At 41.0% G+C, this 20,567-nt stretch carries 20 protein-coding genes and 2 pseudogenes; 8 read left to right on the forward strand and 14 right to left on the reverse strand.

Going from position 1 to position 20,567, the window contains the following annotated elements; translation table 11 throughout:
• Positions 1–70 precede the first annotated feature (70 nt).
• From CLI64_RS27665 to CLI64_RS27675, 3 genes are all read right to left on the reverse strand, one after another.
• Positions 71–2,707, reverse strand: coding sequence for a peptidase domain-containing ABC transporter (locus tag CLI64_RS27665; protein ID WP_103140213.1), 2,637 nt, complete (start codon positions 2,705–2,707; stop codon positions 71–73).
• A complete protein-coding gene (locus CLI64_RS27670) occupies positions 2,656–3,414 on the reverse strand; it encodes a peptidylprolyl isomerase (RefSeq protein ID WP_103140214.1) in 759 nt (252 codons plus the stop codon). The genes CLI64_RS27665 and CLI64_RS27670 overlap by 52 nt, the downstream gene beginning before the upstream one ends.
• 351 nt (positions 3,415–3,765) lie before the next feature.
• Positions 3,766–4,557 carry a TIGR00297 family protein gene (locus tag CLI64_RS27675; RefSeq protein ID WP_103140215.1) on the reverse strand — a complete coding sequence of 264 codons (792 nt, stop codon included), beginning with the start codon at positions 4,555–4,557 and terminating at the stop codon, positions 3,766–3,768.
• A 356-nt stretch (positions 4,558–4,913) separates the two neighbouring features.
• On the opposite strand from CLI64_RS27675, the gene CLI64_RS27680 reads away from it, so the two are divergent.
• Positions 4,914–5,345, forward strand: a complete 432-nt coding sequence (locus tag CLI64_RS27680) for a VOC family protein (protein WP_103140216.1) — start codon at positions 4,914–4,916, stop codon at positions 5,343–5,345.
• A gap of 102 nt (positions 5,346–5,447) precedes the next feature.
• Here CLI64_RS27680 and CLI64_RS27685 read toward each other — a convergent pair whose 3' ends face one another.
• Positions 5,448–6,125, reverse strand: coding sequence for a triacylglycerol lipase (locus CLI64_RS27685; RefSeq protein WP_103140217.1), 678 nt, complete (start codon positions 6,123–6,125; stop codon positions 5,448–5,450).
• A 451-nt stretch (positions 6,126–6,576) separates the two neighbouring features.
• On the opposite strand from CLI64_RS27685, the gene CLI64_RS27690 reads away from it, so the two are divergent.
• Entirely contained in the window at positions 6,577–7,032 is a 456-nt protein-coding gene (locus CLI64_RS27690) for a hypothetical protein (protein ID WP_103140218.1), read from the forward strand.
• A 96-nt stretch (positions 7,033–7,128) separates the two neighbouring features.
• On the opposite strand, the gene CLI64_RS27695 is transcribed toward CLI64_RS27690, so the two are convergent.
• The 5 genes from CLI64_RS27695 to CLI64_RS27715 all read right to left on the reverse strand — a co-directional run bounded on the left by CLI64_RS27695 (position 7,129) and on the right by CLI64_RS27715 (position 12,416).
• Positions 7,129–8,250 carry a tetratricopeptide repeat protein gene (locus tag CLI64_RS27695; protein ID WP_103140219.1) on the reverse strand — a complete coding sequence of 374 codons (1,122 nt, stop codon included), beginning with the start codon at positions 8,248–8,250 and terminating at the stop codon, positions 7,129–7,131.
• A gap of 102 nt (positions 8,251–8,352) precedes the next feature.
• Positions 8,353–9,060 (reverse strand): 16S rRNA (uracil(1498)-N(3))-methyltransferase, encoded by a 708-nt coding sequence (locus CLI64_RS27700; RefSeq protein WP_103140220.1) that lies wholly within the window; start codon positions 9,058–9,060, stop codon positions 8,353–8,355.
• A gap of 41 nt (positions 9,061–9,101) precedes the next feature.
• Positions 9,102–9,302: a hypothetical protein gene (locus CLI64_RS27705; protein WP_103140221.1), complete on the reverse strand. Its 201-nt coding sequence runs from the start codon at positions 9,300–9,302 to the stop codon at positions 9,102–9,104.
• Positions 9,303–9,502: 200 nt separating this feature from the next.
• The gene (gene sir, locus CLI64_RS27710; protein WP_103140222.1) at positions 9,503–11,452 is read right to left on the reverse strand and encodes a sulfite reductase, ferredoxin dependent; all 1,950 of its coding nucleotides are present in this window, start codon (positions 11,450–11,452) and stop codon (positions 9,503–9,505) included.
• Between the two features lie 427 nt (positions 11,453–11,879).
• Positions 11,880–12,416 (reverse strand): hypothetical protein, encoded by a 537-nt coding sequence (locus tag CLI64_RS27715; protein ID WP_103140223.1) that lies wholly within the window; start codon positions 12,414–12,416, stop codon positions 11,880–11,882.
• 434 nt (positions 12,417–12,850) lie between these two features.
• On the opposite strand from CLI64_RS27715, the gene CLI64_RS27720 reads away from it, so the two are divergent.
• On the forward strand, positions 12,851–13,792 hold the full coding sequence (locus tag CLI64_RS27720; protein ID WP_103140224.1) for an ADP-ribosylglycohydrolase family protein: 942 nt from the start codon (positions 12,851–12,853) through the stop codon (positions 13,790–13,792).
• Positions 13,793–14,017: 225 nt separating this feature from the next.
• Positions 14,018–14,206 carry a hypothetical protein gene (locus tag CLI64_RS27725; protein WP_103140225.1) on the forward strand — a complete coding sequence of 63 codons (189 nt, stop codon included), beginning with the start codon at positions 14,018–14,020 and terminating at the stop codon, positions 14,204–14,206.
• 110 nt (positions 14,207–14,316) lie between these two features.
• Here CLI64_RS27725 and CLI64_RS31040 read toward each other — a convergent pair whose 3' ends face one another.
• On the reverse strand, positions 14,317–14,469 hold the full coding sequence (locus CLI64_RS31040) for a hypothetical protein (protein ID WP_157943330.1): 153 nt from the start codon (positions 14,467–14,469) through the stop codon (positions 14,317–14,319).
• Between the two features lie 170 nt (positions 14,470–14,639).
• Between CLI64_RS31040 and CLI64_RS27730 the strand changes: the two genes are divergently transcribed.
• Positions 14,640–16,211, forward strand: a complete 1,572-nt coding sequence (locus tag CLI64_RS27730) for an NB-ARC domain-containing protein (protein WP_103140226.1) — start codon at positions 14,640–14,642, stop codon at positions 16,209–16,211.
• Here the strand turns inward: CLI64_RS27730 and CLI64_RS27735 are convergent.
• A protein-coding gene (locus CLI64_RS27735) for an IS630 family transposase (RefSeq protein WP_374703947.1) occupies positions 16,194–17,272 on the reverse strand; the annotation gives its coding sequence in 2 pieces (ribosomal slippage) (positions 16,194–16,804 and positions 16,804–17,272; 1,080 coding nt in all). The two genes, CLI64_RS27730 and CLI64_RS27735, sit on opposite strands and share 18 nt — an antisense overlap.
• A 73-nt stretch (positions 17,273–17,345) precedes the next feature.
• Here CLI64_RS27735 and CLI64_RS27740 point away from each other — a divergent pair.
• The 3 genes and pseudogenes from CLI64_RS27740 to CLI64_RS27750 all read left to right on the forward strand — a co-directional run.
• Positions 17,346–18,431: pseudogene (locus CLI64_RS27740) on the forward strand (tetratricopeptide repeat protein); the annotation flags it as partial.
• Between the two features lie 338 nt (positions 18,432–18,769).
• Complete coding sequence (locus tag CLI64_RS27745; RefSeq protein WP_103140228.1) at positions 18,770–19,210, forward strand: PIN domain-containing protein; 441 nt, start codon at positions 18,770–18,772, stop codon at positions 19,208–19,210.
• Positions 19,200–19,415 (forward strand): hypothetical protein, encoded by a 216-nt coding sequence (locus CLI64_RS27750; protein ID WP_103140229.1) that lies wholly within the window; start codon positions 19,200–19,202, stop codon positions 19,413–19,415. The genes CLI64_RS27745 and CLI64_RS27750 overlap by 11 nt, the downstream gene beginning before the upstream one ends.
• A gap of 79 nt (positions 19,416–19,494) precedes the next feature.
• Here the strand turns inward: CLI64_RS27750 and CLI64_RS27755 are convergent.
• From CLI64_RS27755 to CLI64_RS27765, 3 genes and pseudogenes are all read right to left on the reverse strand, one after another.
• A pseudogene (locus tag CLI64_RS27755) lies at positions 19,495–19,680 on the reverse strand (DUF433 domain-containing protein); the annotation flags it as partial.
• A 159-nt stretch (positions 19,681–19,839) separates the two neighbouring features.
• A complete protein-coding gene (locus CLI64_RS27760) occupies positions 19,840–20,229 on the reverse strand; it encodes a PIN domain-containing protein (RefSeq protein WP_103140230.1) in 390 nt (129 codons plus the stop codon).
• Complete coding sequence (locus tag CLI64_RS27765; protein WP_103140231.1) at positions 20,210–20,461, reverse strand: AbrB/MazE/SpoVT family DNA-binding domain-containing protein; 252 nt, start codon at positions 20,459–20,461, stop codon at positions 20,210–20,212. Before CLI64_RS27765 ends, CLI64_RS27760 begins: the two co-directional genes overlap by 20 nt.
• Positions 20,462–20,567: the final 106 nt, after the last annotated feature.

Genomic DNA, 20,567 nt, shown 5'->3' on the forward strand with positions numbered 1-20,567 from the left:
TGTTGGGTTTCCTTACGTCAACCCAGAATTTCGCAATTGCGAATTGCGAATTGCGAATTGCGAATTGGTATTACACATTCGCTTGCTGACGCTGATACAGTGACCAATACAAACCCTTTTGCTGTAATAATTCTGTATGAGTTCCGCGTTCAGCAATCACACCTTTTTCTAACACGAAAATCTGATCAGCACGTTTCAAAGGTGCAAAACGGTGAGCAATCAAAAACACAGTCCGGTTAGTGGAAATTGCTTGTAGATTTTGCAATACTTGTTGCTCAGTTTCACTATCTAAAGCACTAGTCGCTTCATCTAAGACTAAAATCGGCGCATCGGAAAGAAACAATCTTGCTAAAGCAATGCGTTGTCTTTGTCCTCCCGATAAAGCTGTTCCCCTTTCTCCGACATTAGTCTCATAGCCATAGGGTAATTGACTAATAAAATCGTGGGCTACTGCCATTCTGGCTGCTTGCACCACTTGTTCGGCGGTAATATCAGGATTACCAAGGGTGATATTTTCCAAGATAGAACCATTAAATAAAAAGTCTTCTTGGAGAACTACACCAATTTGTTGTCGCAATGAGGATAAATCAGCACTCTTGATATCAAATCCATCAATCAAAATCCGTCCTGATTCTATTTGATATAGTCGCTGCAAAAGTTTTGATAGGGTACTTTTCCCCGAACCACTACGCCCGACAATTCCGACGAATTGTCCTGGTTCAACATTAAAAGAAATTCCTCGCACCACAGGTTCAGTATTAGCTTTATACCGGAAAAATACCTGTTCAAAACTTATTTGTCCTTTCAATGGTGGTAATACTAAGCCCGTCCCCATTTCGGCTTCTGGGGCGACGTTGAGAATGTCACCGATTCTATCTACTGAGAGTAAGACTTGTTGCAGATTTTGCCATAACTGCACTAACCTTAACAGTGGCCCTGTCACCCTGCCAGATAACATCTGAAAAGCTACAAGTTGCCCGACTGTCATATGTCTATCAATGACTAATTTCGCACCAAACCAGAGAATTAACAGAGAAGAAAAATTAGTGAGGAAGTCGCCAATATTACTGCTAATGTTAGAAGTGGTGGAAGCTTTAAAGCCGGTACGCACGAAACGAGCAAATAAGCCTTCCCAGCGATCGCGCGCTACAGATTCGGCAGCATGGGCTTTCACAGAGTGGATACCCGTGACTGTTTCTACTAAAAATGACTGACTATCAGCACTGCGGTTAAAGGTTTCGTTTAACCAGTTCCGCAAAATCGGTGTCGCCACTAAGGTTAAAGCTGCAAACAACGGTAACACCGCCAACGCCACAAAGGTAAGGGGAATATTGTAGTAAAACATCAATACCAAGTAGACGACGGCAAAGATGCTATCTAAAATCACCGTTAGGGCTGTACCCGTGAGAAATTGGCGGATTTGTTCCAATTCTTGCACTCTGGCGACAGTATCACCGACGCGCCTCGACTCAAAATAAGCCAAGGGCAAGCGCATGAGATGACGGAATAACTGTGCTGATAAACTTAAGTCTAAGCGTCTGGCTGTGTGGGTAAAGATAAATAGCCTCAGAATACCGAGTATAGACTCAAATAACGCAATAAATAACAGTGCGATCGCCATGACATCGAGAGTGGGTAAACTCTCTTGTACCATGACTTTATCAATCACCACTTGGGTAATTAGTGGTGTCCCCAAACCCAATAATTGCAAGGTAAAGGAAGCTAGTAAAACTTCCCCTAATAGTCCTTTGTATTTCCAAACGGCTGGCGTAAACCAACTGAGATTAAATTTTTCTTGTCGGGAGATGAGTTCAACTTGCCATAACTGCCCATCCCAGGATTCTTCTACTACAGATTGGGGCAGATTCTCACAAATACTATCAGGATGCTGGGGGTTAGCGACAATCAAGCGATCGCCTTTCATCCCATAAACTACTACCCATGACTGAGATTCCCAATGTAATAAAGCCGGGAATGATAACTGGCGTAACTCACTCCAACTCACGTTTAAGCGGCGCAAAACTAAGCCCAGTTTCTCACCAGCTTCCATCACCTGTTTAGGATTTTGTCCCCGCAGTTGGCGTTGTACCCATTCTAATTTCACAGGATTATTTAACTGTTGGGCTGCCATAGTTAAACAAGCCGCAGCCGTATTCCAACTAGCCACAAAGGGGTAACTTTGGGCTGTTGGGGTTGTGGTAGGTTCTGGTGTCGCAGGCTGAAATACCTGCGTCTCGGTGACGACTGTGGGGATTTCCGGCTGCACAACACCTAACCAAAAATCTTCCACATCCGAGTTAGATATTTCCGCCCAGAGTTTTGTATCCCAACAAGCCACAACTACTTCTTTTGTCGCTGCTACAGCTTTATAGTCTCCTGGGATTTTTTGCAAATCACCAAACCAGTCTCCCACTTCCAAAGCCGCTAGAGGCGTACCCGTGTCTTCCTCCCGCAGACGGACTTTACCAGCAATAATTAAAAACTGATATCCGCCTACTTCACTCGACCAAATTTTTTCTCCCAGTCGATAGCGACGGGTTTCTAAGCGTTGTTCTAATTGGGATTTTTGTTCAGGATTGAGCAAACCCAGAGGTGGTTGATTCCAAGGTATAGCAGCTAGCACGTATTGTCTTAGAGATTCATTATCCTGAAGTTTTAACTCACCTGTAATTTGACTGTCAGCTTTTGAATTTTCTCCGCTAGCCATTTTTCAAATAGTTCGTTTTGTAGTGCTTGTGTTAATTGCGTATCTTCCAAAGACGCTGGTAAAAATTGTTCGACGCGAAACAATCCATAACGTCCATCCAGTTCGATGGGGCCGATGACTTGTCCGAGTTGAGCCATATCTACCGCCGCCCTTAAGACATCCGGCATTGTGCCTCGGCTAATTGGCCCCATCATGCCGTTGACAATGCGATCGTCTGCTTGGGAATATTCCTTAGCTAATTGCTCAAAACTACCTCCTTCAGCAATTTGCAGTTGTAACTCCTCCGCCAGTTCTCGACTATCAACAACAATTCGTGAGATTACCACCCGATCTAGAAAAATCTTGCGTTCAATAAAATATTCAGAGATTTTTGCTTCTGTCACTACAGCTTTTAATTTTTCTAGTTTGAAGTTCGATGTAATTGCCGTGTGGAATGTGTTGTAGTCTGTGCCATTTCTCTTCAACCACTCCTGAAAAGCCTGCGGATCAGCTAGTTGATTTTTCAGCCGGAAATCAATAATCGTTTGTTCGGTGAGGGCTGGGTTAATTTCCATATCCCCACGGTTATTGAATTCCTGCTCAATTACATACTGACGCAGCACATCACTAATAAATTGACCTAATTTCCCTGAAACTTGCAGATATTTTACTGTTTGTTCTAGAGAAATTGCTTGGTCGTCAACGCTTAAAAAAGTTAGATTTTCCATGAGTTCACCTGGTAATGGGGGTTGGGGATTGGGGACTGGGGACTGGGAAAAGAAAGAAATATAGAAAGGGAATTAACTTCCGACTTAATTTATATGGCTTTTTCTGGAAATTTTGTAACTCATTTACCAGTAATGCGATGTTAAAGAAAAAATTAAAAGATAAATAAATTTTCTATTCAGAAAAATCAAGTTTTTTAGCATACACAAAACAGTCAAATTTAGCTATGTAGCCAAAAGTGACTTTCACTGAAATTTATTCAGCTTCAAAATAACGAATTTTTGGGAATGGGGCATTGGGAATTGAAGGAATAAATTATTTGTTACTTTCTATTCCTATTCCCCAATCCCTAACTAAACTAGACTCGCCCAAATAAAGGCGAATACCATAGCAGCGATCGCACCAATTAAAGTGTTAAAAATATTAACAACTTCATTTGTTAACCAAGTGTATTTAGCTTGCAAGGTTGCGCCAATTACACTTTCTAGGTTTGTGGCAATAAATGCTGCTACGACACACCACAGTATACCCATCGGTGTAACTAAACTCACACCCCAGCCTAAAATAGCGATCGCAACGGAAGCTACTACACCCGCTAAAGTCCCCTCTAAACTGACTGCGCCTTCTGTTCCTCTGGCTACTGGTTGTAGTGTCGTAATTAAAAAAGTCCTTTTACCGTAGGCTTTACCAACTTCACTAGCACAGGTGTCAGATAATTTGGTGCTAAAACTCGCCACATAACCCAACATCAAAAGGGATTGGGGACTGGGGATTAGGGATTGGGGACTGGGTACAATTCCGGTATTAATTAGCCCCAAGCCGACAGCACATAAAGCCGCAGTCAAAGCCGAACCCCAAACGTTTTCCGGGCCTCTTACACCTGAACGCTTTTCCGCTATCCCTTCGGCTTCTTTTTGTGCTAAACCAATGCGTGTCACACCAGAACCTACTAAAAAATAAAACGCTACCACTAAATATCCCTGCCAGCCGAGAGTCCCCCAAACCAATACACCCAATATCCCAGCGTGGAGTATTCCTGCCGGAGTCAACAGCTTTTTGGGAACAAACCAAACGAAACTCAACAAGATGGCGTTCAGTGCTATTCCTACTAACCAAGGATTGGCAGAGCTAATTAATGAGATCATCAGCAATAAACTATGGTAGTGTTGCCCAGATATCAACCAGAATAGCGAATTTTAACGTGAATTCGATGAGTATTTGTGACCTCACCCCCAACCCCTCTCCTTGTAGGAGAGGGGCGTAAAACCCAAACTTTTCATTGCTCAACAGCAGAATTTAGCCCACAGTCAGCAATTGACAGGATTCAGGCATTTTCTTCACTTTACCTCCCCATCCCAAAGTGCATAGTTTATATTTTCTTTACAGGTTAGAGCAGAACCAACAGGCAAAATTGCTAAAAATTATGTGTAGGGCAAAAGTAGAGAATAAAAAATCACCCTAATACTCCCATGCCCAATGCCCAATTCCCCATACCCAATTTATGAACCAAACCATATTTCATCTTGCTTTCCCCGTGACTGATATTCCTCAAGCCAAGGCTTATTATGTTGATGGTTTAGGCTGCACAGCCGGGCGAGAAAACCCCCAAGCCCTCATTCTCAATCTTTATGGACATCAACTCGTAGCCCATCTCACGAAAGAACCATTAACCCGTCAACGCACTATTTACCCCAGACACTTTGGCTTAATTTTCGCTGAAGAAACCGACTGGGAAGAACTACTAGAAAGGGCGCAACAAAGACAGCTCTTATTTCGTGAAGAACCCAAGAATCGCTTTGTGGGAAGTACCTTAGAACATCGCACCTTTTTCTTAGAAGATCCGTTTAATAATTTAATGGAGTTTAAATATTATCGTCATGTAGAAGCAATTTTCGGCAGTCAAGAATATGCCCAAATAGGTGATAGAAAGTAATACAATTTTGGATTTTAGATTTTAGATTTTGGATTTGGAATGATTGCTGTTGAGCTTTTGAAAAGTCTCTTTGTCGTAATCCTTTGCCAAATTGGTATAAGATTATCCAGCCTCTAGTCCCCATTCTCTACTTTCTACTTCCAACCCATACAAATTAGTTGAATTCTCTACATTTAGCTTGACTGGTTCTGCTAAGGCTTTGGCTACTTCTGCTATACAACGAGAATCTGTCAGCATCCATGAATGTAAGGCTACTGGAATGATTACTTCTTTACCCAGAGGCATTTTAGAGCTATGTGCCGGAATAATCATTAAATCGTAATTTGTCCAAATCGAAGTGAAATTTAACTGCTGTAACATCATCACATCAGCATTTAAATCACTCAGCAATTCGCTATTAGGACGCATTTGCATACAACCAGGAAGCTGAGACGCATAGGCGACAACAGTGCCATTATGAGGCGAAGAAATTGTGATAAACCGTTGTACTCGCTTAATGCCTTCTAAACGCTGTATGTAGTAACGACTGACAATTCCACCCATACTAAAGCCCACTATATCCAAGGCTTGTTCTGGTGCAAAAGTTTTGTTAATATAGCCAGCTAGTTGCTGTGCTAAAACATCTAGACCAGCTGCACCATTATTTGGTACTAAATCCAGTGAATGTACAGGCCAGCCTTGTTTGCCTAGAAAAACAGCCATTTCATCAAAGACGGCTTCTGTATCAGTAATGCCATGCACCAACACAACAGGGTTACGTTGTTGGTTTTGTGTGTTCATATTTGATTCTTTCTGTATCCATGATGTAGAAAATCTAACTCAGTCAGATTCGTCCTGAAAGCCAAATTATGACACTCTCCTGACTGGATGAGGAATTGGTCAGTAGTCAGTAGTCCATAGTCCATAGTCAACAGTCAATAGTCAACGGTTAACTGATTCATTACTGATGACTTTGGATTAGCATTAGAGAAAACAATGTTAATTTTTATTAAGCAAGCTTTCAGAATCTTGCTTTAGATTGGGATAAAATTTAATAATTAGTCTTCAGTATTGACAAGTTGCACAGTGCTGGGCAGCAAGATTTGAGACTATTCTCCGTCTAATAGGCTTGATGAAGACCAAACCGTTGTGGTTTGATAAAAAGTAGAGAATCATCATAAAACGTAGTATTGTGACGTAATTTTTAACATTACGGTCGGTTTTACAGATAAGGAATTCAGGAGTAATTATCATGTTCGGGTTTATCAAAAAACTAATCGCTGGCATCATCAGCTTTATTACCGGATTTTTACCTGGTAAGAAAAGTGGTGGCTACTATCTACAACTAGAAGAAACTGGTACTGGATCAGCACCAGTAGCTGCACCTGCACCTGCACCTAAACCTGCTGTTGAAGCATCCAATGGTAATGGTAAGGCAGCAAAAGCAGCAGAAACTCCTAAGTCTGAGTCTGCTTCTACTCCCGTGAAAGCAGCAAAGAAAGAAGCTTCTCAGAATGGCAAAACTGCTCCATCTGCACCCGCACCCGCACCTGCACCAGTTGCTACTAAACCTGCTACACCTACTGAAACCACATTTGCACCCAAGTACCTCATTCCTTCTGCTAGCGGCTCAAATGGCCGTCGTCGTCCTGGTGCTAATATGAGTAGCTATTTGGATATGGCGCGTCAAGTAAAAACTCCTGGCTAGGGAATTTTGGATTTTAGATTTTGGATTTTGGATTTAAAGTTTTGCTCAAATAGAACTAGTAATCCAAAGTTGGTATTACAGGACACTAGACAAGAATTAATGGTTTTGCGCCATGTCTTTGTTAAATATCAGTCCACTATATAAATGAAATGCTGGGTCCCAATAGGTCTTGTCTCTGCGAAACAGGTGAATGTGAGACTGAATGTTACCCAGCATTTCCATTTGTTCTAGAACTGTTTCGGCAAAAGGTGTAAAGTCTGACCAAATGGTGGCTTGTGGTAAATAGTTAGTCAGCCAGGTGACTAAGTTGTTCCAATTGATTCTGATGGTATTTTGACTGACTGAGGGAGTCCAGTTACTTCTGGTGAGATTTTGATTAGCTGCGGGAGTGATTTCTAAACTTTGGTGAAAATCATAACTGCGATCGCACATTCGCAAAATACAGTGTCTTTGTGGTAAGTGTAAATCACAGAATTGGGCATAGTCTTGGGTTTTGGTTTTGCGTTCAAATTGACGATTTGCATTTACGTCAACCACTTCTTCAAAAATTGGTAATAGTCCTAATACCTGTGCTGAAACTTCCGCCCAATCAAAGGTGAGAGAACCTACTATATTTCTTTGGTCAGAGCAAATTACGGTAGGTTTTGGCTGGGATTCGGAGAAATACTGGACTTGATAGACTTGAATTTGAGCGATCGCTTTGATTGTAATCCAAAAGCAAGGTATACCTGCTTGCTGTAACTGCATTCCATAAAACTTAAGTTCACCGATGCGTCCAGCACGGTAATATTTCCAAGAACGGGTAGGAAGCAACAACCTAGCAGTATAAGCATCTAGCTGCATAATTTGGGCAAAATTAGCGGCTACTAAGTTTTTCTGCTCATTGTCGAGAGGTTCTAAGATTAACACCCCTAATTCAGTATTACTTGGTTCGGACGTAGCTTGAGCGATCGCCCGTTGTTTTTCTTCTTTCCTAATATCTTCTAGCCTTTGTAAACCCTGGCGTGTTTGCGTAACAATCTTGTTATTAGTTGTGATTAACAATAATCGCCGATAAACTTTTTCCGCTTCAGCATATTTTCCCGAAACTTCATGCAGCCTAGCAAGATAAAACACTACCCAAGGATTATCAGGCGAATCTTGTAGTAGTGGTTTGAGTAATTTCGCTGCTGTTTTATAGTCTTTATTTTCAAAAGCGATCGCAATTTGTTCAATCATTTTAGTCAATAGTCATTAGTCATTAGTCATTAGTCATTAGTCATTAGTTATTAATACTTCTTCCCTCTTGTCTACCTTGTCCCCCTTGCCTCCCATTTACATTTATACTTCACAGGCTGCGGAAATTAGGGATAATGCTACTATTGGGGCTGTGACGGCTCTGAGGATGCGACGACCTAAAGATACTGGTTGAAATCCTGATGCGATCGCTTCTGCAATTTCTTTGTCTGTCCAGCCGCCTTCGGGGCCAGTAGCAATCACGACATCACCAGTAATTGGCTTAATTAAGTTTTGGAGATGATGATATTCACCGCGTGCTTCACAAATATAGCGGTGGTTTGCTGTGCTATTAGTTACAGCTTCTTTAAATGTTACAGGCTCTAGAATTGTCGGGACAAAAGCACGTTCTGATTGTTCGGCGGCTTCTGCGGCGATGCGTCGCCAACGTTCTAGCTTTTGGGGACTAGGATTTAATAGAGTGCGATCGCTCAATACTGGTGCAATACAGGCTACACCCAACTCAGTACAACTCCGCACTACTTCCTCAAAACCACTACCTTTGGGTAAAGCCATCATTAAAGTAATGGCTACAGGTAACTCAGTGGCGACAACTAGGGATTTTAATACTTGTGCTTGTTCGGCGTTAATCTGCGCTAACCACCACTTACCCAAGCCATCCATAGCAATAAATTGCTCACCTTCACGCAAACGTAACACCCGCTTTAGGTAATGTTCTTGTTGTGGTGTGAGTAAAATTTGGTTTTCTTGGAGTTGGGAAGGTGCAATGGTAATTCGTTGTAGTTGAGCCATGAGATGGTGAAAGTTGAAGTTATTTACACTTCAGCTTATTTTTAGCTATTTCCTTGTAAACGTCGCTTATCCTCAATTAATTCCTGTAGCTTTCCGGCTTCTTCAACTGTATAGAATTTCTGATTCGGTTCAGATGTAATTTTATCCATCAAAGCGTGAAAAGCTTCTGTATCGTTGCGATGTTTTAAAAGATAAGCTTTCAACTCTGACTTATTCATTTTTGCAAAGTCAGGTTTTGTCATTTAATCTAGGCAGTTCAATATCAGATAAGTAGAACAGTGTAAATAATTAAAGGTTTGTAGTAAGGACTTTAGTCCTCTCATAAGGACTAAAGTCCTTACTACGAACTAAATGCAATTTTTTACATTACTTTACATAGTTTGGTTTTTTCAAGTCGTCATAGTTAATTTCGGGGGAACATTAATTATTCCCCCAAATATCTTTATGGAAGAGTCTGGAAGTAAGCTTCTAAGGCTTCTTTGACTAAATCAGTCATTGATCTTCCTTGACTAGTGGCTGTAGTTTTCAGCTTGGCGTACAAATCATCATGGAGGCTGACGCGGTATCTAGCTTTGCGAGATTTTGACGCAGCTTTAGGTGCTTCTGGTTCTACGGTGACTGCTGCTTCTGGTTCGTACTGGCTAGCAAATTCACGAATCGCATCAAAGCCGACGCGATCGCAAAAATCACCAAAGCTTTCTTCAGGTGTGCGAGACTGCTTAAAGTAGACAAAAATTGGCTCTAAGAAGCTTTCTATATCGTTATGGTGTAGCTTCTCTACATAAGGCTGTGCTAGGCGTGTTTGATTTGGTGAACCACCCAACCACACTTGATAACTTTCCGGCGCGCTACCTACAAAACCTAATTCTGCCATGTAAGGACGAGCGCAACCATTGGGACAGCCGGTCATCCTTACCACAAAATGTTCATTTTGTAAACCGACTTTATCTAAAACTGCGCGAATTCTCTCTAAAATTCCAGGGATGGCTCTTTCTGACTCGGTGATGGCTAAACCGCAAGTTGGTAAAGCGGGACAAGCCATTGCATAGCGGACGAGAGAGTCAATGGTGTTGGGGTCAGAAACTACGCCGCAACGGTCGAGAATAGCTTGAATTGCAGCTTTATTTTCCGGTGCGATTTCGTAGAAAATCAGGTTTTGGTTGGCTGTGAGGCGGATGGGTAAGTTAAATTGCTCGACAATTTCCCGTAAGGCTGTCTTTAATTTAAATGAACCTTCGTCTTTGACGCGACCATTATCAATGGAAATTCCCAAGAATAAATTACCATCACCTTGTTCGTGCCAACCCAAGAAGTCATGATATTTAAATTCTGGTAATTCTTGGAAAGGTGCGAGGGGTTTACCAAAATATTCTTCCACTTTGGCGCGGAACTTATCAACACCCCAGTCATTGATTAAGTATTTTAACCTAGCGTGTCTGCGGTCAGTGCGATCGCCGTAATCTCTTTGTGTAGCGACAATGGCTTTCACTGCATCATACACATCAGCTTTATCTACATAGCCGATGGGGTCTGCAATTCTGGCGAAGGTTTCTTCTTTGTTGTGGGTTCTACCCAAGCCACCACCAGCAAAGATATTAAAGCCTTGCAGTTCGCCTTGGGGATCAGTTATCACGACTAAAGTCAGGTCTTGGGAATATAAGTCAATGGAATTATCCCCAGGAACTGTCACACTCACCTTGAACTTACGCGGCATATAATATGTGCCGTAGATGGGTTCTTCTGTGTCGTGAATAATTGTGCCATTACCGTTACGAACTCTAGCTGCTTTTACTTCTGGATTTTCTTCCGCGCTGATAGCTTTTTCGCCATCTAACCAGATTTCGTAATAAGCACCGGTTTGGGGTGAGAGTAAATCAGCAATATTTTGGGCATACTCCCAAGCATACTGATACTCAGGCTGATTTTTAAAGGGGGCTGGGGGAGCCATGACGTTGCGGTTGATGTCACCACAAGCACCCAAAGTTGAACCGAGATTTTTAATTATTGTAGCGATCGCGGCTTTGAGATTCTTCTTTAAAATCCCGTGGAGTTGGAAACCTTGACGAGTCGTTGCTCGTAGAGTATGGTTGCCATATTCATCAGCTAGCTTGTCTAAAGCCAAATATAACTGCGGCGGTACTAAACCACCAGGGTTTTTTGTCCGCAGCATAAATTGATAATCTTTCTCTTGTCCCTTAACACGGTTATCGCGGTTATCTTGTTGATAAGAACCGTGAAACTTGAGAATTTGGATTGCGTCTTCACTAAAGTGAGTAGTATCCTCAAGTATCTGCGTTGCTACGGGTTCGCGTAAAAAATTACTGTTTTCTTTAATTCCTTCAACTTTAGAAGGTTTGCGGCTGGTGAGAGGGGGAGGAGCGGATTTAACCATCAGAGTTCTATAGTATTCTCAATAAGGCATCGGTGATTGCCGAATTAGCAAGTGAGCAGCATAGCTGCGTTTGGTTATTACCCGTAATCCGGTCGGATAAGTGAAGAATATTTCAATACTAACACGACAAAAAGCTGGTTCTATAAGTGATTTCACACTTCATCAAACCAGCCTTCGACGTTTCTGAGTTTTTAGTGCTGAGTTAAATATATACTACACCAAGAAGCCCGAAGATCATCACTCATTTAGTAAACTCAGTGGGGAATGCTGAGTAATGAGTGCTGTTAGCGGTAGCGGGGCGTTTAGCCCGTGCTGAGTAATGAGTAATAAGTAATGAGTTTTGTGAGCGGTAGCGCGGTGTTTAGCTGATGCTGAGAGTTAGGAAATCAATTCTACCTTGTCCACCTTGTCCCCAATCCCCAGTCCCCTACTTAAACCGATAACCAATACCACCATTGATGCTAACAGCAGAAGCGGGGCTATTTTCGTAGGCACGTAGCCCGACTTTGGCATTGGTGTACACTAGGAAATTGTTAGCAACCTCTGATTCCACACCAGCACCTACGACTACAGCATCCCTGTTACCCAAGGGACTAGGTGAGCCATTTTTTTCTACGAAGGAATAACCACCTGTGACAAAGGCGTTGGTGCGATTAGCAATTGGCACATCTACAGAAACTTCGGGAATAATGGCTGTGGTGTCGTCATTCCATAAAACGTTACCCCGTGCAGAGAATGGGGTGTTACCTAACTTGACGCGTCCAGTGAGATTACCACCAAAGTTAGCAGCGTCGTTATTTTGTCCCCCGTTAGTAACACCGGCGGCGATACCAGCACCCACATAACTAGCATCAGTACCTTTTTTAGTTTCAGCCGTTGCTTGACCAACATTAACTACAAAAGCAGTCATAATTACTGAGGACAATGCAGAGATTGTCACCAAAGACTTGAGGATATTTTTCATAATCGTGTGAAAGTTTTCTAGTTTTTCTCTTTATTTTTATAGTCGTGAAAACTGTTAAAAATGTTCCAGATATTTTGAGTAATTTATGTATGAAAAAAGGGTATAGGGATGTAAGGGTATAAGGGTGTAGGGGTAAGGAAGAACCTATTTTTAGGCTAATAAAATGGATACTATTTTTTACTAAGAGTATACAGTTTTAAAACTGGCACAATTTCTCTTCAAGAAATTATTGCTCATATAAGTTCTATCTTCAAAGCCTAACAGCCAATCCAATTCGGTTAAAAATATCTTTCCCCCCTACACCCCCATACCCTTACACCCCTATTTCATCAATCTGCATATAGAAATAACAATGAAGCTGTAACAGTTACTTCAATTATGTTTACAGAGAATCTATAAAGTTAATTTTGAGTAGTTTGCATGGAGATTTAAGAATGCTAACCGCTACAAAAACGTTATCTGGCTTGATGGGTTTGTGTGTCGGTGATGCGTTGGGTGTGCCGGTTGAGTTTATTAGCCGTGAGAAATTAGCTCAATCTCCAGTTACCAAGATGCTGGGTTATGGGACGTGGAATCAACCTCCTGGTACTTGGTCTGATGATAGTTCACTGACATTTTGTTTAGCAGAAAGTTTGTGTCGGGGTTATTCTATAGATGCGATCGCTCATGCTTTTTGGCGTTGGTATAAGTCGGCTTACTGGACTCCCCGTGGTGAAGTGTTTGGGATTGGTGAAAATACTTATGCTGTGATGATGCGACTTAACCAGGGAGTTCCGCCACTGGAGGCTGGGGGAATTAGTGAAATGAGTAATGGTAATGGTTCGTTGATGAGAATCTTACCGATGGCTTATTGTTATCAAATGTTGGCTTTTGAGGAATTAATTACTAGGGTGCATCAAGTTTCTTGTATTACCCATGCTCATGTGCGATCGCAGATGGCGTGCGGTATTTATATTAGCATTGCTGTGGAACTACTCAAGGGAGCTAAACCCCAAGAGGGATATTTACGAGGGTTAGAAAATATCCAAAAAGTTTATCAAACAGACGAATTTCTTTTAGAAATGCCTCATTTTGAGCGTATTTTTAGTGGTGAAATTGCCAAGCTTCCAATAGCAGAGATTAATTCCGGCGGCTATGTCATTGATACTTTAGAAGCATCTTTATGGTGTTTATTAAATAGTTCAAATTATGCTGAAGCAGTTTTAAAAGCTGTGAATTTGGGTGGACATACAGATACAACTGCGGCGGTAACAGGTGGTTTCGCTGGCATTTATTATGGCGTGGAAGGGATTCCCCAACAATGGTTTAAGCAGGTTGCACGCAAACAAGACATTATTAATTTAGCACATCGCTTGGCGGCGGCTGTTGGTTATTAATGATTGGCGATCGCTGGCAACATCGCCAGCAATTACAATAAATTTATCTGAAATAAATATATCAATTGATAGAGATTTGCTAGCAATATTTTCATTTATCTCTCATCATTATAAAACTGAAGAAAGTCTTAAATAATTCAGTTATTTGTGCCAATGGTATGTAAATGAAATAGAGGATTTGTGAAATATTGAGAACTAGCTGTAAATTCCCAAAGAGGTATTGCAATGAATAACATACGTCTTTACTCTAAAGTGGCAAAATATTTAGTTGTAGATAGTGAACAACATCAATTAGATACTTTATTAGAATGGTGCAAGATAGTCTATAATTGCCTAGAAGGTGGACAGATAGAAGATGCCAAAGTTTTCTTAGAACAGGCAATTATAGAAGCAGAAAAGCCGACGAAAGATTAAGATTCCATCATCATAAATATCTATAGGAATACTCAATAAGTTGTGAACATTCGCGATTTTCAGATCCCCGACTTCTTAAAGAAGTCGGGGATCTGTATTTCGTGCATGACTTATTTCACATCATCTCCCTTTGTTGCTTCTAGTTCCAGCAATTCCCAAATCAGGATGGCTAACTCAATCACAATTCCTGAGCCTGGAAACAACCAGTCAACAATTAGGGGAATCACAAAGAACAAAACCGCTATCAGCTTCTTAGTTTTCATTCGCTTGACCTTGAACGCTGAAGCAAAGGTAAATTTGGGGTAGTACGTGAAAGCAAAAGCAGTTGTTTCTTGGTGGTAATGCGTGAATATGCGGGAGTTTGAGTTTGGGGATGCTAGATTAAGTTTGGGGAATCCCTAAACTTTGTCGCAAATTTGGACAAGAGTAACTGATGGCGCGTGTTAGCTATGGTGATGATGTCAAAGCACGGGTAAGAACTCTGTTAGAAAGATTCTTGGCTTATGCCAATGATGAGTTAGAAGACGGTGAACTTTATAAAATTGCCCTTAACTGGGAAACACCACAGCAAGTCATAGTCAGAACACAGCTAAGAGTCTTGGCGGAACTTAGCGGTTTAAATAAAGAACAAGTCCGAGACGCATTAAATGCACTGAAAGATTTTGTAAACATTCTCGAAGATTTGCGCGCACAAAAGCGAGGTTCGGAAACCTGGCACTTTCGCCTGAAGCTTTGGCATGATAAAGGCGACAAAGACAGGAATTTACAGAAATTTGATGCAGAATGGCAACGCCGACGAGAAGAATTACCAGGTGTGCAGCGTGGGAAAGGTAGAAAGACTCAACCCCAGCTTACCCGTTACGAAAATATTCCTTTTAGTGGAGTAGTGGAGTTTATCGGACGAGAAACGAAATTGCAAGAACTGGATGAACTGTTGCAAAAAAATCCACAGGTAGCAATTGTGGGGATGGGTGGAGTCGGAAAAACAGAACTCGCTTTGCAGTACGCCAAATCTCACCGTGTCACCTATCAAGGCGGGATTTGTTGGTTATCCGCAGTGCAGGATGTGGGGGTGCAATTGGTGCAGTTTGCTGTGAATAAGCTGCAATTAAAACTCCCAGAAGAGTTAGATTTATTTGGCAGAGTGCAGTATTGTCTTTCAAATTGGCGTGAGGGTGAGGTTTTACTGGTAATTGATAACGTCTCTAACTATCGAGATGAAGTTAGGTATTATTTAGAGTCTGTTCCTTCCAAGTTTAAGCAGTTAATTACCACACGGGAAAAATTACAACCGCCAATAGTGCGTTTAGATTTAGTTGTGCTGAAACCACTAGACGCAATGCAGTTATTAAAATCTATAGTTGGTGAGAAACGACTGCAACATGAACAGTTAATTACAGAAAAACTTTGTCAGTGGTTGGGATATTTGCCACTGGGTTTAGAATTAGTCGGGCGTTATTTGTTAGGTGATGAGGAATTATCCCTAGCGGAAATGCTGCAAGACTTGGAAAAAGAGCGTTTAAAGAATCCAGCTTTAGTCGAAGTTCCTCAAGAAATGAAGACTGAATTGGGTGTTGCGGCTGCTTTTGAGTTGAGTTGGCGACGGTTGCGAGAAAATGCCCAACATTTAGGCTGTATTTTGAGTTTATTTGCCTTAGCTCCCATTCCTTGGGAATCGGTGGAGGGGATAACAATAAATAATGAGGCGCAAAATTGGAAACAAGCCAGGCGTGAGTTGTTACAGTTACATCTACTTCAGCATAAAGATGAGGGAGTTTATCAACTACATCCTCTGTTGCGGGAGTTTTTCCAATCTAAGCTTACAGGTTTAGAGCAGAAAGAGGAATTTAAGCGATCGTTTTGCGGGGTAATGGTGGGGGTTGCTAAAGGTATTTCTCAAACTCCCACACTTGAGCAAATTAAGAATGTCGCCCCAGCAATACCTCATCTAGCAGAAGTAGCGAACAATCTCATTCAGTATATAGGACTAGTATTTGATTTCTGAAAAAGCTCCGTACATCTGAAGAGACATAAAATCAAACATAGTATTTCGGAGAAACCACTCAAACATCCACTTTAAATGGCGAAATGTTGGAATTAAAGCACAAAAGCGTCGAACCCAGGTTTTCGCTTGTAACCAAATATCCTCTATAGGATTTTGCGATGGACAATTAGGAGCAAAACGAATGCAATGAATTTTCCATTTTTCTGGCGGTAAACCTTGATTTATCTCGCCTAAAAAGTTTTGAACTAAATGTGAACGATGATAAGAAGCACCATCCCAAATCAGAAGCAATCTTTGGTCGGGAGAAGATTCTAATAAATAACGTAAATAATCAATTGTATTGTCTGAATTACCAGCATTATATGCTTTCAAGAGTAGCTTTCCGTCGAGATAATCAACTGCACCATAATATGTCTGTTTATCTCGTTCATTAACGACTTCAATTGCTATTTCTTGGTCAGTTCTTCCCCAAACATAACCATTTACGTCTCCCCATAATAAATGACACTCATCTATTAGTAATACTCTCAGCTTTCGTGCTTCTATTTCCTCTCTGTTGCTTGCCAGCAATGTTTCAAGTTGTTTTTTTTTGCCGCAACCACCTCCTGATCAGCCTTTGGATTCAAGCCTGTAGTCTTTTTCCAACTAATTCCTGCTGCTTCAAATAAATCATAGTAACTTCGTTTCGATTCGTAGATGACATCATATTCAAATGCTAATTTATATTCCAGTTCCCCCAACTCCCAAATTTCTTTAGTTTGCAACCAACTTAATACTTGCAGGAGCTGTTCATCACTCAAATAACTTTTTCTGCCCTTATAGTTTAAGCGCAAACCCAAAATTCCCTTTTCCTGGTAAGCTTTCTTCCAGCTTGTTATTGAACCAATTGACACATCTAAAATTGTTTGAATTTCTCCATACTTGTAACCTTGATACACTAGTTTTACTGCCAAAGCTTTTCTTACTTCACGAGCATCTGGACGACTATCTATAAATTCTTGTAGTTCTGCGATTGCTACTTCCGCCGTAGGCATCGCCATTTCTAGATGCTGGTTTATCATTGTTCGTTATTAGACAGGTATCTCTGACCGTATTATCTCGAAGTCTTTTTCAGAAATCAAATATGATTCCTATATTAGTGATAATCATTTAATTTGGGCATTTGTTGGCAACGCTTTTTTTTATAATGGTCAAGGACTATATGATAAAGCAGCACCTTGGTATGAGCAGTGTTTAGAAATCACTAAACAACGCTTGGGTGAAGAACATCCAGATGTCGCCACCAGCTTAAACAACCTAGCGTTCCTCTATCGTTCCCAAGGGAAATATAGCGAAGCCGAACCCTTGTACATCGAAGCTTTGGCACTCTACCGCCAACTCCTGGGTGAAGAACATCCAAATGTTGCCCAAAGCCTCAACAACCTAGCTGCACTCTACTCCTCCCAAGGGAAATACAGCGAAGCCGAACCCTTGTACATCGAAGCTTTGGCACTCTACCGCCAACTCCTGGGTGAAGAACATCCAAATGTTGCCCAAAGCCTCAACAACCTAGCTGCACTCTACTCCTCCCAAGGGAAATACAGCGAAGCCGAACCCTTGTACATCGAAGCTTTGGCACTCTACCGCCAACTCCTGGGTGAAGAACATCCAAATGTTGCCCAAAGCCTCAACAACCTAGCTGCACTCTACTCCTCCCAAGGGAAATACAGCGAAGCCGAACCCTTGTACATCGAAGCTTTGGCTCTGCGGCGCAAACTCCTGGGTGAAGAACATCCAGATGTCGCCCAAAGCCTCAACAACCTAGCTCTACTCTACTACTCCCAAGGGAAATACAGCGAAGCCGAACCCCTGTACATCCAAGCTTTGGCTCTGTCGCGCAAACTCCTGGGTGAAGAACATCCAGATGTCGCCACTAGCCTCAACAACCTAGCAGCACTCTACCGTTACCAAGGGAAATACAGCGAAGCCGAACCCTTGTACATTCAAGCTTTGGCACTGCGGCGCAAACTCCTGGGTGAAGAACATCCAGATGTCGCACAAAGCCTCAACAACCTAGCTGTACTCTACTCCTTCCAAGGGAAATACAGCGAAGCCGAACCCTTGTACATCCAAGCTTTAGATATTTTTGAGCAATGGTTAGGGGTAGATCACCCCCATACGATCATTGTGCGTAACGATTTAGCATATTTGCGTCAGCTTTTAAACTCACAGCCAGAATAATCAAGTTCATTCTTCAATACATGATGCTGGCGGCGATGCTTTTCTACATTCAAACACAAACTTTGATGTTCTCATCTCCAATTTTCCTGTTCTGAACTCGAAGTTTCCTATTGCAAGTGAGAATGTTCGTGTTCTGAACTTGAAGTTTCTTGTTTCAAACGAGAACGTTCTTGTTTTGAGGTGGAATGATGGTGTTCTGAAGGCAATTTTTCCTGCTAAATTAGGGAATAAAGCGCGTAGACGCAAAGCGGCTTGTCGTTAGACATCACCTGTGAAGGTGAGAGATGAATATAAGAGCGAGATAGCTTCTTTTACGAGACAGTACGGCAAAAATTTATATGACTAGGGTTTATCTAGATACCAGTGTTTATAATCGTCCATTTGATGACCAAACACAACCAAAAATATTTTTGGAAACACAAGCTGTTATCTTAATTTTACAAATGGTAGAGGCAAGATTGATAGAACTAGTGAGTTCTTCAGTTCTAGAATATGAAAATAGCCGTAACCCTTTTGTTGTCAATCAGCAATCAATGGCTCGATACTTACAAATAGCTGCTTTGAGAGTATTGGTAGATGAAAATATTAGAATCAGGGCAGAACTGCTAGAACAGCAAGGGGTTAAATCTATTGATGCACTTCATGTAGCGTGTGCAGAAGCTTCTCAAAGTGATTATTTCATCACTTGCGACAAGAGACTAATCAACCGATGCCAAAATTTATCAATCACAGTCATCAATCCAAATAATTTTATTTTTGAGGTGGAAAATGACAATTAAAGTTATTAATGACCAAGAGAATTTACAGGAAGTAATGCAAGTTTTACTGACTCACTTAGAACCATCAAAAGTAATGAAATTTTGGGCAACCTGTCAACTAAGTGAAGGCGACTATTTACAACTTAAAGAAAAATTGTTTTCTCAAGAAACAGTTGCTAGTTTATATGCCAAAATCCAAGATTTTCAGGATACTGAGAGTAAGTAATCCTGAGAATTAAAACCATAGTTATCAAACAAAGATCATCTAATTTCAGTATCTTTTTGCTATTGCTTTTCATCATCTTTGCGTAAAGTAAAGATTGACGTATATCTTCTGGTTCTAAATCTGGATATTCTTCTAAAATTTCCTCTACAGGTTTGCTATTAGCTACCAAATTCACCACTAAAGAAACTGGGATTCGCATCCCACGAATACAAGCTTGTCCACCCATAATGTTGGGGTCGAATGTAATTCTGTCTAAACCTAACATAAAAATATTTCTGATATTAATTACTTGACTAAATATAACGCTTATTGGCAAATCACAACAGTTGGTAGGGTGCGCCAGTTTGAGAAAATCTATTGCGGCTTGTCCTCAGAAATCGCTGTATCAGTTTTTCGTTAGATACCGCCTATGCTCTAATCAAGATCATTCCAATAAATCAAATCCCCTCTCTCCTTTCAACTTTCTGTCAAAACTTGCTGTAGAACGACAACCCAAATGTTGAGCAACTGACCCAATTAAATAATCAGGAAAATCTGCTTTTCCTTTTTTTAATCGCTGGAATGCTTGATAAATTATAGAGCGATTTTCTAACTCGAAAGTAGCACATTGCAAAATCAAATCAATAGTATTGCTAATTTCTTCTCTACTAAATTGATAAGGCTTTCCTCGTAAAACCCAAACCAATTCACAAAGAACTATATTTGCAATAAAACATTGCTCCCCGCTTTCGATAATTTCAGTAGCCTGTTGCCATTGGTTTTCATCATCTTTGGTCAAATAGCGCACCAAGATATTAGTATCGACTCCAATCACTTGAACCCGCTTGAATCGCTGTTTCCATGTCTGTTAAAGTTGCACTCTTCATTCCCGGACCATGTAAAATACCCGATAAACTTTGAACAGGGACATTAAGCGGAATCAATTTAACTGTCCCATTTTCATCAATGAAAAAATCAACTTTACTACCTGCATCAAGATTCAGATACTCTCTAATTTCTTGAGGAATAGTTACTTGTCCTGTAGTAGTGATGGTGGTGCTAACCATGCACACATTTCTCATATAGAAGCTTTATTTTTAGATGATAACAAAAATCAGCGATCGCCTGACTTAAAGTGCTGTTTTAATTATCTCATTTTGGTATAAAAAGGTA

Source organism: Nostoc sp. CENA543, assembly GCF_002896875.1.
Lineage (GTDB): Bacteria > Cyanobacteriota > Cyanobacteriia > Cyanobacteriales > Nostocaceae > Trichormus.